Genomic DNA, 16090 nt, shown 5'->3' on the forward strand with positions numbered 1-16090 from the left:
CGGTTGTCGGGACGTACTCGCTGGTAGCACTCGGACGTCCGAGCAAACCTGAGGATTTCCTCATGATTTTGTGTCAACCTGGAGCAGCGCGAAGGAGACCTGTCGACGAAGACAGGCTCACGCTCTGCCCTGTTGCCCACGACGCACTACGGCAGTCATCACAGCGAACGCCTCGACCCCCCGAGACGTCCACGAGAGGAATCTTCAGCCTTGACGATCAACGAGAGCACACCATCACACGGACGCGGCTCGCGAAGCACAGGCAACGCAGGCAAAGCCCCTAGAAGCAGTGGCGGCTCTCGGACTCTGGCAGATCGATTCGCCGCGGGCGAGCCGTACGCTCTGGCGTTCGGTGGTCAGGGTGCCCCCTGGCTGAGTTCGCTCGAAGAGCTCGCGCGCGATTCCGCACTCGAGCCCGAACTGACCGATCTCGTCAACGAGGCCGCAGCAGTGCTCGCGCCCGTGTCCGACGAGCTGCTGGTCGTCCGCTCGGTCGGCTTCGACCCGATCGGTTGGATGCTCGAGCAGGACCTCGCCGACGACGACACCGCCGGCTCCTACGGGCCCTCCGAAGCGGCACTGACCTCGGCTGCGGTGTCTCTGCCGGGCGTCTTCCTCACTCAGGTCGCCGCGTTGCGCGCGCTGAAGCTGCAGGGCCTCGACCCCGCCCAGACCCCGCCGGTCAAGGTGGTCGGACACTCGCAGGGCCTCATCGCCGCCGAGTCCGTCGCCGCGGACGGCGCACAGGACGCCAACTTCCTGGCCATCGCGCAGTTGGTCGGTGCTGCTGCCGGACTCGTCGGACGTCGCCGCGGCATCATCGGTGCCGGTGACCGTGCGCCGATGGTCTCGGTCGGCAACGTCGAGCCCGAACGTCTGCAGGCAATAGTCGACGAGCTCGCGCTACCGGGAGCACCCGAGCGCTCCGCCGCTCTGGCCATCCGCAACGGTCGTCGCCGCGTCGTGCTGTCCGGGCCGCCGGCTCAGTTGGCTCGCGTGCAGGAGAAGTGCGAGCAGATCGCGGCTCGGGAAGAACGTGAGCGCGATGCCAAGAAGCGCGGCGGCGCGGTGTTCGCACCCGTCTTCGAGCAGCTCCCGGTCGAGATCGGCTTCCATCACCCCGCATTGAACGACGCCGTGGAGCTCGTCGACGCCTGGGCGCAGCGTTGCGGTCTCGACGCCGCCCTGGCCCGCGAACTGGCGCAGAAGATCCTCGTCGATTCCGTGGACTGGGTCGACGCCATCGACGGTGTCGTCGAGGCCGGCGCGGACTGGATCCTCGACCTCGGACCCGGTGACCTCCTCACCCGCATGACCACCCCGGCGCTGCGTGGACAGGGCGTCGGCATCATCGCGGCATCCTCACGCGGCGGCCACCGCAATCTGCTCACTCCAGGAGCCGCTCCCGAGGTGCAGCCCGCATGGTCTGCCTTCGCGCCCAAGCCCGTGACGCTGCCCGACGGTCGCGTCGTCGTGGAGACCTCCTTCACCAAGATGACCGGACGTTCGCCGATTCTGCTCGCCGGCATGACGCCGACGACGGTCGACGCGAAGATCGTCGCGGCCGCAGCCAACGCAGGCCACTGGGCCGAGCTCGCCGGTGGCGGCCAGGTCACCGAGGACATCTTCACCGACCGCGTCGCCGAGCTCTCCACGTTGCTCGAGCCCGGCCGCGCCATCCAGTTCAACTCGCTCTTCCTCGACCCGTACCTGTGGAAGCTGCAGCTCGGCGGTCGCCGCATCGTGCAGCGTGCCCGTGCAGCGGGTGCGGCCATCGACGGCGTCGTCGTCACGGCAGGCATCCCCGAACTGGACGAGGCAGTGGCTCTCATCGAGGAGCTCTCCGAGGCCGGCATCAGCTACGTCTCGTTCAAGCCGGGAACCGTCGCGCAGATTCGCGCAGTGATCCGCATCGCCAACGAGGTTCCGTCCTACCAGGTCAACGTCCATATCGAGGGTGGCCGCGCAGGCGGACACCACTCGTGGGAGGACCTCGACGACCTACTGCTGACCACCTACGCCGAGCTCCGCTCGCGCCCCAACCTGGTGATCTGCGTCGGCGGCGGTATCGGAACACCCGAGCGGGCCGCGGATTACCTGACCGGAACCTGGTCTGCCGTGCACGGATACCCGAAAATGCCTCTCGACGGCATCCTCGTCGGTACCGCTGCAATGGCCACTCTCGAAGCCACGACGGCTCCCGAGGTCAAGCAGCTTCTCGTCGATACTCCGGGAACCCCCGACTGGGTCGGCGCCGGAACCGCCAACGGCGGAATGGCCTCCGGCCGCAGCCAGCTCGGTGCCGACATCCACGAGATCGACAACGCGGCATCACGTTGCGGTCGACTGCTCGACGAGGTCGCCGGTAACGCCGACGCCGTGGCCGAGCGCCGCGACGAGATCATCGCCGCACTCGACGGCACCGCCAAGCCGTTCTTCGGCGACGTCGCCGAGATGACCTACCAGCAGTGGCTGAGCCGCTACCTGGATCTGGCCATCGGAACGGATTCACGCAGTGAATTCGACTGCGGTGGCGAGTTCACCGATGCGGTTTCCGAGGCCCGTGAGTCGGTGTGGCTCGATGTCACCTGGCGCACCCGCTTCCTCGAAATGCTGCAGCGCGCCGAGGCACGCTTGCACCCGGTCGATCGCGGACCCATCCCCACCCTGTTCGCCGACGCAGAGGTACTCGAGCGTCCGCGCGCTGCACTGAAGTCGCTGCTCGCACAGTTCCCCGACGCCGGTGACGTGATTCTGCACCCGGCCGACATCACCTTTTTCACCTCGCTGTGCCGCATGCCGGGTAAGCCGGTCAACTTCGTCCCCGTCGTCGACGGTGACGTGCGCCGCTGGTGGCGCAGTGACTCGCTGTGGCAGGCACACGACGCTCGCTACTCCGCCGATCAGGTCTGCATCATCCCCGGAACCGTTGCCGTCGCGGGTATCACTCGCGTCGACGAGCCGGTGGGCGAACTGCTGAACCGCTTCGAGAAGGCCACCGCGGACCAGCTTCTCGCCGAGGGTGTCGAGCCGGCGGCCATCGCCAGCCGACGCCACGCCGAGATTGCACCGGGACTGCTGGGCATCGTGCTGGCTGCTCCCGACGTCACCTGGGCCTCGCGTATGACGCAGAACCCCGTTGCACGCCTGGGTGATCCGGCCGACTGGACCGTCGACTCCGACACCGTGGCGACGCACCCACAGACCGGCTCGTCGCTGACCGTGCTCGACTCCGAGCACGTCGAACTGCTGGTCCCGCTCGCCCCGGGCAAGGAAGTACGCATCCGTCTGACGGTGCCGGCCTCCACCATCGACGGCGGCGCTCCGGTCGTCACCGCAGAGGATGCACAGCAGGCCATGTCGGCACTGCTCGGAGTTGCTGCCGGCCAGGAGCTTCCGGCCGTCAAGGGCGGCGTTGCGCGGCTGAACATCGCGTGGATCCCCGATCTGATCGCCGATCACGCCGGCGTCACCGGATCCGGACTGCCCGACACACTGACCGTCAGCGGCAAGGCCGTTCCCGACGTTCTCGTCGGTGCCTGCTGGCCCGCCGTCTTCGCCGTCCTCGGTGCGACCCGTAACGCCGAGGGCATCGACGTCATCGAGGGCATGCTCGACCTGGTTCACCTCGATCACAGTGTCAACCTCGTCGGTGAATTGCCGACCGACACTTCGATTCTCGTGGTCAAGGCCGCTGCAGGGGAGGTGCTCGATACCGACCTCGGTCGCGTCGTCGAGGTCACCGTCGAGATCGGTGCCATGCTCGGTGAGGGTCTCGACGCCCCGGCCGTCGCAACCCTGGTGGAGCGCTTCGCCATTCGTGGACGCACCGGCAAGGGCGAGTTGGTGGATCCGGCTCGCGCCGGCGGTTCGCTGAGCGCCGATGCCAAGGACACCCCGCGTCGTCGCCGTCGCCAGGCCACCATCGTGGCCCCGCGCAACATGGCCGCATTCGCGCAGGTCTCGGGCGATCACAACCCGATTCACACCTCGGATGCCGCGGCATTGCTCGCCGGCCTCGGAAGCCCGATCGTGCACGGCATGTGGCTCTCGGCTGCGGCACAGCAGACCGTCACCGCAGTCGACCACGAGGACACCAAGACTCCTCCGCGTCGTCTCACTGCCTGGACCGCTCGTTTCCTCGGGATGGTCCGCCCCGGAGCGGAGATCGACGTTCGCGTCGACCGCACCGGATTCGATCAGGGTGCCGAACTGGTCGAGGTGTCCTGCCGAGTCGGCGGCGAACTGGTCATGGTCGCCACCGCACGCACCGCCGCGCCGAAGACCGTCTACGCGTTCCCCGGCCAGGGCATCCAGCGCCCGGGGATGGGACTGGACGCACGCGCTCGCTCCAAGGCCGCGCGTGAAATCTGGGAGCGTGCCGACAAGCACACGCGCAGCGCGCTCGGCTTCTCGATTCTCGCTGTCGTGCGCGACAATCCGACGTCGCTCAAGGCCCGCGGGGTCACGCACAAGCATCCCGACGGTGTGCTGCACCTGACGCAGTTCACCCAGGTTGCGATGGCCGTTCTCGGTGTCGCCCAGGTTGCCGAACTGCGCGAATCCGGAGCGTTCGTGGAGAATTCGATTCTCGCCGGCCACTCGGTGGGTGAGTACAACGCTCTAGCCGCCGTCGCCGGTGTGCTTCCGCTCGAAGCCGTCCTCGAGGTTGTCTTCCAGCGTGGCTCGGCCATGCACGCACTCGTTCCCCGTGACGAGAACGGCCGCAGTGACTACCGCATGGCTGCCATCCGCCCGTCCCAGATCGGCCTGGCCGACGAGGACGTGCAGGGCTTCGTCGCCGGTGTCGCAGAAGAGTCCGGTGAGTTCCTCGAGATCGTCAACCTCAACTTGCGTGGCTCGCAGTACGCCATCGCAGGCACCGTTGCCGGCCTCGGTGAACTCGAGAAGAAGATCGCCATCCGCCGGGCAGAGTTCGGCGGCAAAGCGGCCTACATCATGGTTCCGGGCATCGACGTGCCGTTCCACTCGACGGTTCTGCGCGGGGGAGTCGACGACTTCCGTAGCCGCCTCGAGACCCTGCTGCCCGAGCAGCTCGATCCCGCGATCCTGGTCGGTCGCTACATTCCGAACCTGGTGCCCAAGCCGTTCTCGCTCGACCGGGCCTTCGTTCAGGAAATCGCCGATCTCGTACCGTCCGAGCCGCTGAACACCGTTCTGGCGGAGTTCGATTCGTGGGCCGCACGGCCGAGCGATCTGTGCCGCGTGATCCTGACCGAGCTGCTGGCATGGCAGTTCGCCAGCCCGGTCCGGTGGATCGAAACTCAGGACCTCCTCTTCGCAGACGAGTCAGACGGCGGCATGGGCGTCGAGCGTTTCGTCGAGATCGGTCTCGGTGCAACGCCGACCGTGGCCAACCTCGCGTCGCAGACTCTCAAGCTGCCGGGCCGCTTCGGCCACCCGGTCGAGGTACTGAACCTCGAGCGCGACGCCGCGATCGTCTACGGCACCGATACCGACCCGGCTCCGGCCGACGAGGACGAGGCAACTCCCGCTCCCGAGACCGCTGCTCCCGCAGCAGCGGCTGCACCGGCGGCAGCGCCCGCTCCGGCAGCTGCACCGTCGGGCGGACCTCGACCCGACGACATCGCGTTCGTCGCCGCCGACGCGACCAAGATCCTCATCGGACTGTGGACCAAACTGCAGCTCGATCAGATCGGGCCCGCCGACACCATCGAGGCACTGTGCGACGGCGTGTCCTCGCGTCGTAACCAGCTGCTCGTCGACCTCGGCTCCGAGCTCTCGCTCGGTGCCATCGACGGCGCAGCCGACGCCGACATGGGTGCGCTCTCGGGCACGGTGAACAAGCTGGCTCGTACGTACAAGCCCTTCGGTCCCGTGCTCAGCGACTCCATCAACGATCACCTCCGCAAGGTCTTCGGCCCCTCGGGACGACGCCCGGCCTCCATCGCCGACCGCGTCAAGAAGACCTGGGAACTGGGCGACGGCTGGGCGCACCACGTCACCGCCGAGGTCGCTCTCGGTACCCGTGACGGTGCCTCGGTTCGTGGTGGCGCACTCGGTGGCCTGGCCGACGGCGCACTCGCCGACGGCACTGCCGTCGACAACGTCATCGACGCCGCGGTTGCTTCGGTTGCCGCTCGTCGCGGAATCGCAGTGTCCATGCCGCAGGCAGGCGGTGGAGCCGGCGGAACCGTCGACGCCGCTGCGCTCGGTGAGTTCACCGAGCACATCACCGGCCGCGACGGCGTTCTCGCCTCCGCCGCCCGGTTGGTGCTCGAACAGCTCGGCCTGGCGGACGCACCCAACGCGGTGCTGGCCGAGAACCCCGATGCTGCTCTGGTGGAGCTGGTTTCGGCCGAGCTCGGATCCGACTGGCCTCGCCTCGTCGCTCCCGCGTTCGACGCCAAGCGCGCCGTGCTGATCGACGACCGGTGGGCCACCGCCCGTGAGGATCTGGCTCGGTTGTGGCTCGGTACCGCAGGTGACGTGGCCGTCGAGTCCTTCGCCGGTGCAGGCAATGCCGTTGCAGCACAGGCTCAGTGGTGGAAGGCAAAGGCCGACTACGAGAACAAGGCCGTACTCGCCGAGACCTTCGGACGCATCGCAGACATCGCGGTCGCATCCGAGGACAAGGGACAGTGGGCCGACGACGTCGCAGTCGTCACCGGCGGCAGCAAGGGATCCATCGCCGCGGCCGTGACCGCTCAGTTGTTGGCCGGGGGAGCGACGGTCTTCGTCACCACCTCCAGGCTCGACGACGAGCGCCTGGGCTTCTACCGCTCGCTCTACCGCGACAACGCTCGCAACGGAGCGTCGCTGTGGGTGGTTCCGGCCAACATCGCGTCGTACACCGACGTCGATGCCCTCATCGAGTGGATCGGCAGCGACTACATCGACACTGCCGGTGGCGCAAAGACGTTGGTCAAGGCAGCTGCCACTCCGACGATGCTGTTCCCGTTCGCCGCACCTCGGGTCATGGGTGAGATGTCCGACGCCGGAGCTCGCGCCGAAATGGAAATGCGCGTGCTGCTCTGGTCGGTCGAGCGTCTGATCACCGGACTGTCGAAGGTCGGCTACGACAACGACATCGACACTCATCTGCACGTGGTGCTACCCGGATCGCCGAACCGCGGAATGTTCGGTGGCGACGGTGCCTACGGTGAGTCGAAGGCCGCACTCGATGCAGTCGTCGCGAAGTGGGGCTCGGAGAAGAACTGGGCCGAGCGGGTGTCCATCGCGCACGCTCACATCGGGTGGGTTCGCGGAACCGGCTTGATGGGCGGCAACGATCCCATCGTCGAGGCCGTCGAAGCCGAAGGTGTCCGTACCTGGTCGACCGAGGAGATGGCGACAGAGCTGCTGCGGCTGTGCACCTTCGACGCACGTCGTCGGGCCGCGCAGGAGCCCATCGTCGCCGATCTGACGGGTGGCTTGGCCAACACCAAGCTCAACCTCGTCGAGCTTGCTCGCGACGCGGCCGCTGCTGCGGCCGAGAAGACCGAAGAGGCCGTGGACAGTTCGGTCATCGCCGCACTGCCCGCACCTCCGCGGCTCGCCCCGACCACTGCTCCGGCGTGGCCCGCCCTCGATGTCGATCCGAAGGACCTGATCGTCATCGTCGGTGCAGGTGAGCTCGGACCTTACGGTTCGGCGCGTACTCGCTTCGAGATGGAGGTCGACGAGCAGCTCTCTGCCGCAGGCGTTCTCGAACTCGCGTGGAACACCGGCCTGATTGCCTGGGAGAACGATCCCAAGCCGGGCTGGTACGACATCGAGTCCGGTGACCTCGTTCCCGAGGAGGACATCGCCGACAAGTACCACGACATCGTGGTCGAGAAGTGCGGTATCCGCACGTACGGCGACGACGGCGCAATGGTCGGTAACACCGCTCCGCTGATGACCTCGATCTTCCTCGACAACGACCTCACGTTCGTCGTTGGAACCGAGATCGACGCACGGTCGTTCGCGGCTGCCGATCCCGAGCACACGCTGATCACACCGGTTCCCGATTCGAGCGACTGGCAGGTCACTCGCAAGGCGGGCACCGAGATTCGCGTTCCGCGCAAGATGAAGCTCACCCGTACCGTGGGTGGTCAGATTCCGACCGGATTCGATCCCACCAAGTGGGGCATCTCGCCCGACATGGCGAGTTCGGTGGATCGTGTTGCCCTGTGGAACATCGTCACCACGGTCGACGCTTTCATCTCCTCGGGCTTCAACCCGTCGGAACTGATGCGCTGGGTGCACCCGACGTTGGTTGCCAACACTCAGGGCACCGGCATGGGCGGCATGGAGTCCATGCGCTCGCTGTACATCGACACCCTGCTCGGCGATGCTCGTGCGAACGACATCCTGCAGGAGGCTCTGCCGAACGTCGTTGCTGCACACGTGGTTCAGTCGTACATCGGTAGCTACGGCGCGATGGTTCACCCCGTCGCCGCCTGCGCCACCGCGGCTGTCTCGGTCGAGGAGGGCGTCGACAAGATCAAGCTGGGCAAGGCGCAGCTCGTGGTCGCCGGCGGATTCGACGACCTGAGCACCGAAGGCATCATCGGCTTCGGCGACATGTCGGCCACGGCGGACTCGGCAGCGATGTCCGCCAAGGGAATCAGCGATCGACGCTTCTCCCGGGCCAACGACCGCAGGCGCGGAGGATTCGTCGAATCGCACGGCGGCGGAACGATTCTGCTCGCTCGCGGAGATCTGGCACTCGAGATGGGCCTGCCCGTCCTCGGAGTGGTGGCCTACGCACAGTCGTACGGCGACGGAGTGCACACCTCCATCCCGGCTCCGGGACTCGGCGCACTCAGCGCCGGTCGCGGCGGCAGGGATTCGGCACTTGCGCTCTCGCTCAACGCACTCGGCGTCAGCGCAGACGACGTGGCCGTGATCTCCAAGCACGACACCTCGACTGCAGCCAACGACCCCAACGAGGCCGAGCTGCACACCCGCCTGGCCAAGGCCATCGGTCGTTCGGACGGCGCTCCGCTGTTCGTCGTCTCGCAGAAGTCCCTCACCGGGCACTCGAAGGGCGGAGCGGCTGCCTGGCAGCTCATCGGCCTGTGCCAGGTGCTGGCCAACGGCGTCATCCCGCCGAACCGCAGCCTCGACTGCGTCGACGACAAGATGACCGGTTTCGAGCACCTGGTGTGGGCTCGTGAGCCGCTGCGCTTCGGTGACTCGGTTCCGCTGAAGGCGGGTCTGCTCACCTCGCTCGGCTTCGGGCACGTGTCCGGACTCATCGCGCTGGTGCACCCGCAGGCATTCCTCGAGGCCGTTCCGGCCGAGCGGCGTGCGGAGTACATCGCGAAGGCGAACGAACGTCGTATCGCCGGTCAGCGCAGGCTGATCTCCGCGATGGTGGGTGGCGACTCCCTCTACGAACGGCCCGACGATCGACGACTGGGACATGACGGGACGCCGGCCAAGGCGTCACGCGAACTGGAGGCCAACGTGTTGCTCAACGAGTCCGCTCGCCTCGGCGAGGACGACGTCTACTCCTCCGGTCTGCCGGGTGCCATCTGATGGCAATCCTGGGAGTGGGTTTCGACCTGGTGACGGTGTCCGACTTCGCCGAGCAGATGGAGAAGGTCGGCACGACGATGATTCGCGACAGCTTCACCGCGGGTGAACGTCGGCACGCGGCGACCAAGAGCTCCGACCCGACGCGGCATTACGCAGCACGGTGGGCAGCCAAGGAAGCAGTTCTGAAAGCTTGGGCGACATCACGTTTCGCACGGCCGCCGCAGATCGGCGACAATCCGTACCCGTTGATCGAGGTCGTCAACGATGCGTGGGGCCGACCGTCCATCAAGCTGCACGGCATGGCGCAGGAGTTTCTGCCGACGGTGAAGATTCACCTGTCGCTGACGCACGACGGCGATATCGCCGCCGCGGTGGCGATCCTGGAGGAGTAACTCCGCGCTGAACGACGACGAAGGCCCGTCCGATCCACGAGATCGGGCGGGCCTTTCGTGTGGGTGAAGCGGGCGGGTCAGGCGTCGTCGGTGTTGACCGACCCACCCGAGCGCCTGCTCTCCTTCTCTGCGACGAGCAGATACGCCATCATGATTCGCTTGAGTTCGGCCACGGCATCTTCGTGGCTCTGGCCGTCTTGCACCGAGAAGTTCAGCATCGAGTAGACGATGTGCACCAACACCTGGGCCATCAGATTGCGACGATGCCGCGGTGTGCGCGGCGTCAACGGTCCGAGCATGCGTGAGACCTGATCGGCGAACTCGCGCTCGTGAATGACCCCGGTGGCGCGGGTGGACGGTGTCGACTGCATCGCGAGCCATACCTCGCGGCGCGACGGGTCCGTCATCCACATGCCGGCCATGTGGTCGACGAAATTGTTCAGGAACCGCACCCAGTCCAGGGACGGGACCTCGCCGTCGAACTCTGCCAATTCCTGTTGGACGCCCACGAGGTCCTGACGATTGAGTTCGCAGACGATGACGTACTTGTTGGCGAAGAACTGGTACAGCGTGCCGATCGGCAGCTCTGCCCGTGACGCGACTTCTTCACAGGTGAACGACTCGAAGCCCACGTCGCTGAGCAGTTCACGCGACGCCTGGAGCAACGCGTCGAATTTGCGTTGGCTGCGTTCCTGCGTGGGACGGCGCCTCGGCATCAGCTCCTGAGTCTGCGCCGTCGACTCGAGCGCGGCGTCGAGACGGCGCGAGGACTGGGCACGAGCAGAGGATTCCACCCGGTCAGGCTATCCGTCGCGGGTGCACGGTATCCACTTCTGTCGTGCGGGTCGCATCGGCCACTCCGGATTCGGTCGTTCTTGTGGGGGACTGCTGTGTGCGTCGACAGCTGTCGGGCTGTCTTGCTGTGACAATCCCCAAGTTCAATATGGGCCAGCCAAACGGGCAACCGGTATGGTTATAGGTATCGAATCAATTTCCGTGCAGGGTGGCCGTCGTTCGTGTCTGTGGGACGACGTTCATGGTCGGGAGCCTCACCCCGAGCACAGGGAGACTGCAGTGGCAACAATCGGTACAGCGATCGAATCCGGCTCGATGCAGACGGTCCTGCTCGAGCCGACCTCGGGGGAGGTGCTCGCGCACTCCACCACTTCGCTCGACCCCGACATGACCGCCGTTCTACCGCGCGCGATCTCGGATATGCGTGCCGAGGCAGCAACGCTGAACGTGTCGGTCGACGCTGTCGCCGTCGTGCATCGGTCCGAGTCCGAGCGCGCCGAACTCGCCACGGCAGTGACCGACGAGTCGACGGTGTTCGTCTCGGCATCCCAGTCGTTCCTGTCCTGGTTGGCCCGTACGAAGGACCTCGCCGACGCGAGCACGGTGCTGCTCTACTACATGGGCGAACACGGCGTATCCATCTCTCTCGCCGACGCAGTCGATGCCACACTCACGCCCGCCAAGAATGCTGCCCTGGACTCGATGTCCCCCGAACGAATCGGCAGCACGATTCCGCTGGCCTGGGAAGTGGTCGACGAATCCGGCAAGAAACCACAGGCGGTGGCGCTGTTCGGAGACAGATCGAGCAACCGGGACTTGATCGACATTCTCTCCCTCGGTCTCGGTGTGCCCGTCGTGCGGGTGGGTGCCGCTGATCGGGTCGCCGCCTGCGGGGCGGCCTGGCTCGCGTCGGTTTCGGTCGAGGATCAGGCCGCTCTCGTGGAAACGGAGAGGGCCGACGACGCGGAAGAAGCCGCAGTACCGGAGACGGTCCCTTCGGTGCTGGCGTCCCCGGTGACAGCAACGGGCAGGTCGAGTTCAACGACCGGTGGTCGCAAACTGATCTTCGCTGCGGTTCTGCTTGCCGGGGTGGCCTCGGCCGGTGTCGCCGTTGCAGCCACGCTGCCGAGTAATGGGGATGCGACCGCCGAACAGAGCGTCGACCGACGCGACAGCGGTGCCGATTTGGCCGGCGCAACGCGATACGTCGATCCGACCACTATTGCGCCTGCGCTGCCGGTCGACGCCCTGCCCAAGACGCTCCCGCCCACGGCGGATTCAGCCCTCGAGCCGACGACCACACCGCCGACTGGGACGACGCAGCAGTGGACTCCACAGCACGGGACTCCTCAGCAGTGGACTCCGCCGTCCTGGGTGCCGCCGGGCGCTGCGCCTGCAGGTACCCCGAAGCCCGCTGCGGCGACTGTGGATCCGCCGCAATTGACTCTGCCCACCGTCGTTCCCGAGCCGGGCAAATCCCAGGAGCAACTCGAGCAGGAAGCCTGGGATCGGCACTGGCAGCACACAGGTGAGTGGATTGCGCAGGAATTGGCCGGAGGCTGATGTGTCGCTTCGGTAGGTGCGAGCAAATGACAGACTGGCCAGAGCCCGTCTGTCATTTCTCGTCTGGAGGAATCATGCCGACCGATGCACGCCCCGCCGACATTCGATCCGCGATCGCGAAGTCGATGCCTCGTGCGAAATCGGAGCTGGCAGAACTGGTCCGGTTCCGATCTGTGCACGATCCTCGGCAGTTCCCGGTGGAGGAATGCGTCGGTGCAGCGCAGTGGGTGCAGCGGGCGTTCGTCGACGCCGGAATTCCCGACGTGCAGTTGATCGAGACCAACGACGGCTCACTGGCTGTCGTCGGTTCGCGGCCGGCACCGGCGGGGGCACCGACCGTTCTGTTGTATTCGCACTACGACGTCCAGCCTCCCGGCGACAGGAGCTATTGGGACAGTGAGCCTTTCGAGCTGAGCGAGCGTGACGGTCGGTGGTACGGCCGAGGCGCGGCCGACTGCAAGGGCAACATCTTGATGCATCTGCTGGCGCTGCGCGCGGTGGGGGAGTCGCTCGACGTCGGCGTGCGGATCGTCTGCGAGGGTTCTGAAGAGATGGGCACGGGCGGGCTCGAAGCACTCGTCGACGAGCGGCCAGAGTTGTTCGCTGCCGATGTCGTGGTGATCGGGGACACCGGCAACACTACGGTGGGTCTGCCGACGGTCACCACCACTCTTCGTGGGATAGCCAACGTCGTCGTACACGTGGAAACGCTTGCCGGAGAGGTGCATTCCGGAATGTACGGGGGACCGGCACCCGATGCGCTCGGCGCGCTGATCCAGGTGCTGGCGACTCTGCGCAACGAGCACGGTGACACCACGGTCGACGGTCTCGATGGCGCGCAGACCTGGGATGGGGTGCCGTACGACGCCGAGCAGTTCAAATCCGACGCCGGGGTGCTCGACGGAGTCGCTCTGGCGGGTTCGGGCACCGTGGCCGACGCGGTATGGGCGCGCCCAGCTCTGACCGTTCTCGGAATCGACTGCCCACCCGTCGTGGGCTCGGCCGCCGCAATCTCCCCTCGAGCCTCGGCACGGCTCAATTTGCGAGTTCCGCCAGGGATTGATCCGCAGCAGGCGCAGGACGCGTTGGTGGCGCATCTGGAGGCACGCACGCCGTGGAATGCGCGTGTCACCGTCGAGCGTGAGGCCATCGGTTCGCCGTTCCAGGCCAGAACAGACGGCCCGGGGTACGCGGCGCTGTCAGGTGCCTTGGAAGAGGCATTCGGACGTCCCATGGGGACGGCGGGGCAGGGCGGGTCCATTCCGTTGTGCAACGCGTTGGCGGAGGCGTTGCCGGACGCCGAGATCGTGCTCATGGGCGTCGAAGAGCCTCGATGCCGGATCCACGCCCCGAACGAGAGCGTGGACCCGACGGAAATCGAGAAGATGGCCGTCGCCGAGGCGCTGTTCCTGCAGCGGCTGGCCGGTTCAGACGGCTAGGTCGCGGCGGAGCTTGGCGACGTGGCCGGTGGCGCGAACGTTGTATTGAGCCACCTCGATCTTGCCCTCCTCGTCGACCAGGAACGTCGAACGAATGACGCCCTCGTAGACCTTGCCGTAGTTCTTCTTCTCCCCGAACGCACCCCACGCCTGCAACGTCGTCTTCTCCTCGTCGGAGAGCAGCGGGAATGTCAGCTCCTCCTTGTCGCGGAACTTGGCGAGCTTGGCCGGCTTGTCGGGGGAGATGCCGACGACCTCGAGGCCTTCGCCGTTGAGCTCGGCGAGGCTGTCGCGGAAGTCGCAGGCCTGCTTGGTGCAGCCAGGGGTGCTCGCGGCGGGGTAGAAGTACACGATCACCTTCTTGCCGGCGTAATCGGCGAGGGAGACGTCGTTGCCGTCGGCATCGGGCAGGGTGAACGCCGGAGCGGTGTCGCCCGGCTCGAGCTTGCTGTATTCGGTCACCGCACGAGAGTATCGAAATACCGCCGTGCTCTAGGCTCGAGTACGACCAAGACTATTTGCAGACAAGTTGGAGGACACGTGGCCAAGGACACCGACCGAATCGAGCGCGAGATCGAGGCCGCTCGCAATCAGCTGGCCAGCACGCTGGACGAGCTGAGCGTCCGTGCCAGCCCCAAGAACATCGTCGCCAACACCAAGCAGACGGTGGTGGCCAAGCTCAACGAGCCGGCCGTGAAGTTCACTCTGCTCGGAGTCGGCGCAGTGGTAGCAGTTCTCGTGGTTCGCAGGATCTTCAACTGACGCAACAGGTGCTCCGACCAGCCGATTTCACATCTGGCCGCATCTGCTGTTAATGTTTCTCCCGCACCGCAGAGAACACGCGGTGCGGATCGGCGCCATTAGCTCAGTTGGTTAGAGCAGCTGACTCTTAATCAGCGGGTCCGGGGTTCGAATCCCTGATGGCGCACACCGAAACACCCCGTCACCAGCGCATAGCTGGAGGCGGGGTGTTTTGCTTTTGCGGGGTTTTGCACCAACTCATCACTTACTCATCACTTTGAGGGCAAAGTGATGAGTTGCTCGCTCCGTTGCTACTAGGAGCTCTGCGCGACCCCCTGGAGGTCGTCTTCGCGCCTGCGGTCCGTTTATGGTCTCGAAAGTTCAAAGACAGATCGGTTCCAGGTTGCGGCGAGCGCGATCGGTCCCGCCCGCCGAGATCCGGCCAGAATTGCCGATGATGGGGCCAGGGCCAACTGTCCACGCGACCGGCTCAGCCGGACCTTGATGCCTGGGGAGGCCTAAGTCTTGGGCGCAAACTTGTTCAGCGCGTCGCTCATGTCTGGGGCCAAGGTCACTCGCTGGATGTAGTGCGCTTCGGTGACCCTTGTGTTGGCGTGTCCCAGCTGAGCCTGAGCTGCTTCGACCCCGTAAGTCTCCTTCACCAAAGTGGCCACGGTCTTTCTGAGCGTGTGAGGAGTTACCCAGTCGAAGTCGTCGCCGCGTGCAGCTCGCCATGATCTCCGAACGTTCGCCGGCGACACCCAATTGCCGGTGCCCGTCACGAACAGCGCGTTCTCCGGGTTGTGAAACGTTGGCATAGCGCGCCTACGTCGGAGTGCTGTGACTGCGAACGGCGGGAGCACCACCGTAAGCGGAGGTGCATCACCCTTCCGGAAGTTCTGACGGAAGAGGCGTTCGCCTACCGCTCGCGGAACAACAAGAGTTGCGCTGAATGTGACGGTCGGGATCGGCGAGTCCAGATCGACTTGGTCCCACTTCAACGCCAAGAGCTCACCGATGCGCGCACCTGTGGCAATCAGGAGCATAAGAATGTCCTCGAGATCGGCACCGGGTCGTTGTCCGAGCTTCGGCCGTACGACCCCATATTCGTCGATGGTCTGGTGGCGAGAGTAGTTCCGCACGCGTTCGCGCAATTCGTCGAGCTCGTCGGGAGTCAGCGCGCGGACTGCGGACTTCTTTGGGGTCGGTCTCGGCGTATCGCGAACTGGATTGTGGCTGAGGAAGTCGAACCGTACGGCGATACCGAGCATGCCGGACATCACGATCCGCGACATCCGAGCGCCACTCATGGTCCTCTCTCCGATCGAATTGATCAGAGTGTCAACCTTCCCTGCCGTCATTTCACGGATGAGGATCTCGCCTACAGCTGCCGCGCAGTAGGCGTTCCATGCTTGCCTGTAGCCCGTTATTGTCTGCGGCGAAACAGTTTTCGTCTTCTGAGCTATCCAATAGGTGAACAGCTCCGACATCGTGGACGTCTTGCTCAGTTCAGCACGCTGAGAAGGATGTGGCGGTTCGCGGTTGACAATTTTTTCCTGCAGTTTGCGTCGCGCTTCGGCTGCGGTCTTTCCACGAGCTTCGACCAGCCGTCGCTTGCCGTCCTGATCTCTGATGCGAACGCGCGCCACG

Annotated in this window: 8 protein-coding genes and 1 tRNA gene; 6 read left to right on the forward strand and 3 right to left on the reverse strand. The window is 65.7% G+C overall.

Translation table 11 applies throughout. The annotated features are described in order from the left end of the window. Positions 1-210 precede the first annotated feature (210 nt). Together QM588_RS22150 and acpS are read left to right on the forward strand one after the other, a co-directional pair. Positions 211-9510, forward strand: coding sequence for a type I polyketide synthase (locus QM588_RS22150; protein ID WP_283316585.1), 9300 nt, complete (start codon positions 211-213; stop codon positions 9508-9510). Continuing rightward, positions 9510-9902, forward strand: coding sequence for a holo-ACP synthase AcpS (gene acpS / locus QM588_RS22155; protein ID WP_008715184.1), 393 nt, complete (start codon positions 9510-9512; stop codon positions 9900-9902). The genes QM588_RS22150 and acpS overlap by 1 nt, the downstream gene beginning before the upstream one ends. Positions 9903-9979: 77 nt before the next feature. Here the strand turns inward: acpS and QM588_RS22160 are convergent, their stop codons facing one another. Beyond that, positions 9980-10618, reverse strand: coding sequence for a TetR/AcrR family transcriptional regulator (locus tag QM588_RS22160; protein ID WP_080729227.1), 639 nt, complete (start codon positions 10616-10618; stop codon positions 9980-9982). A 358-nt stretch (positions 10619-10976) separates the two neighbouring features. Here QM588_RS22160 and QM588_RS22165 point away from each other — a divergent pair, with 358 nt between their 5' ends. Both QM588_RS22165 and QM588_RS22170 read left to right on the forward strand, forming a co-directional pair. Beyond that, complete coding sequence (locus QM588_RS22165) at positions 10977-12260, forward strand: hypothetical protein (protein WP_283316588.1); 1284 nt, start codon at positions 10977-10979, stop codon at positions 12258-12260. A gap of 74 nt (positions 12261-12334) precedes the next feature. After that, positions 12335-13699 carry a dipeptidase gene (locus QM588_RS22170; protein ID WP_283316589.1) on the forward strand — a complete coding sequence of 455 codons (1365 nt, stop codon included), beginning with the start codon at positions 12335-12337 and terminating at the stop codon, positions 13697-13699. Here the strand turns inward: QM588_RS22170 and bcp are convergent. Then, positions 13688-14161, reverse strand: coding sequence for a thioredoxin-dependent thiol peroxidase (bcp, locus tag QM588_RS22175; RefSeq protein ID WP_032368383.1), 474 nt, complete (start codon positions 14159-14161; stop codon positions 13688-13690). The genes QM588_RS22170 and bcp overlap by 12 nt on opposite strands. 78 nt (positions 14162-14239) lie before the next feature. Here bcp and QM588_RS22180 point away from each other — a divergent pair, with 78 nt between their 5' ends. After that, a complete protein-coding gene (locus tag QM588_RS22180; protein WP_027497653.1) occupies positions 14240-14461 on the forward strand; it encodes a DUF3618 domain-containing protein in 222 nt (73 codons plus the stop codon). A 92-nt stretch (positions 14462-14553) separates the two neighbouring features. Then, positions 14554-14627 (forward strand) — tRNA-Lys (locus tag QM588_RS22185). Between the two features lie 331 nt (positions 14628-14958). Here QM588_RS22185 and QM588_RS22190 read toward each other — a convergent pair. Beyond that, positions 14959-16089: a tyrosine-type recombinase/integrase gene (locus QM588_RS22190; protein WP_283316592.1), complete on the reverse strand. Its 1131-nt coding sequence runs from the start codon at positions 16087-16089 to the stop codon at positions 14959-14961. Position 16090: the final 1 nt, after the last annotated feature.

This window comes from Rhodococcus sp. IEGM 1354 (assembly GCF_030056855.1).
Classification (GTDB): domain Bacteria; phylum Actinomycetota; class Actinomycetes; order Mycobacteriales; family Mycobacteriaceae; genus Rhodococcoides.